The organism is Secundilactobacillus similis DSM 23365 = JCM 2765, from assembly GCF_001311075.1.
GTDB lineage: Bacteria > Bacillota > Bacilli > Lactobacillales > Lactobacillaceae > Secundilactobacillus > Secundilactobacillus similis.
Window position 1 is genome coordinate 1 of the sequence record NZ_BBAD01000167.1, and the last position, 1,224, is coordinate 1,224.

A 1,224-nucleotide genomic window follows, 5' to 3' on the forward strand; every position below is an offset into this window, starting at 1 on the left:
TTTATTCTAGGCCCACCTCCTAACATATAAAGATAAAGGTAATACTTAACGAATACCTTATTCTCCTACATAATACGACTTTAAGAACACAAAATCGAGATAAAAGTAGTACTAATGGAATACATAAAACGCATAAAGGTATTTATTTGGTGGTATAAATAGGTTTCAACAATTAGTCATACCTATTATCTGTTAACATTAAATTTCTTTCGATACCTTATAAAGGTTGTCCGTTTAATTCCTGTATTACGGGCAACATCGACATCACTCATGCCTGCCTCGTAAAGCTTAAAAGCATGTTGCAAGCGGGGATCGTCTTGGGTGTATTGGGGTTTGCGCCCATGATATTTACCCTGCTGCTTAGCTAAGGCAATCCCTTGCTGCTGGCGCTCAATGATTCGCTTACGTTCACTTTCGGCCTGATACTTATAGAGTTCAATAATCAAGTTGGTCATCAGTTGACGTAAATTTGGGTCAGCAATCCCTGTCATGGACGGTAAATTCAACACATCTAGGTGGCACCCTTATTTTGAATGGAGTTCATGATCTTAGTCAAATCATGGTTGTTTCTGCCTAAGCGATCTAATTCAGTGACCATTACAATATCACCCTCACGAATATAGCCAGCATTTTTTGCAGTTCTGGCCGATTAGTGTTAGCCCCACTTAATTTATCCGTAAATAATTTATCAACGTCTTTTAAAGCCGCTAACTGTCGATCTAAATGTTGCTCCTTGGAACTCACACGCGCATAACCGATTTTAGCCATTTCCAATTCTCCTTTTGGACAGTTCTAATGAACACTTGTAATTCCTAGTATAGCACAGAAATAAAAAAGACCAATAGGGTATACCCTAGTGGCCTTTTGGGGTTAATTTAAAAATTACAATCATTTTGCAATTCTTTGAGTCTATCGTTAAATGGAATTCTCCAAAAGTTTCCCCCGTAGAAGTATTTTCCTTCGTCAGTTGGAAATTGTGTAGCTAAAAAATCTGCAAATGTTTGATTATCAGGATTAGCAATGTACCTTTTACAATTGTCTTTAACGTTTTGATCGGTCAAAGTAAAATATGGATAATTTTCATTATTGGCTTTATCACATAGGTGTGCAGCGGTATTTACGTTGTCACCAAGAAAGATAGGCTTATTTATACCGCTACCTTTTTCTCCAGCTTGTATAACTAGTGCTTCGCCCGTAGCAATACCCACGCCCGCTTTAATATTT

The 1,224-nt window shown here is 37.5% G+C and carries 2 pseudogenes; both read right to left on the reverse strand.

From position 1 onward, the window contains the following. Window positions 1-185 precede the first annotated feature (185 nt). Window positions 186-768: pseudogene (locus JCM2765_RS18540) on the reverse strand (recombinase family protein). A gap of 107 nt (window positions 769-875) precedes the next feature. Beyond that, window positions 876-1,224: pseudogene (locus tag JCM2765_RS17535) on the reverse strand (mononucleotidyl cyclase); the annotation flags it as partial.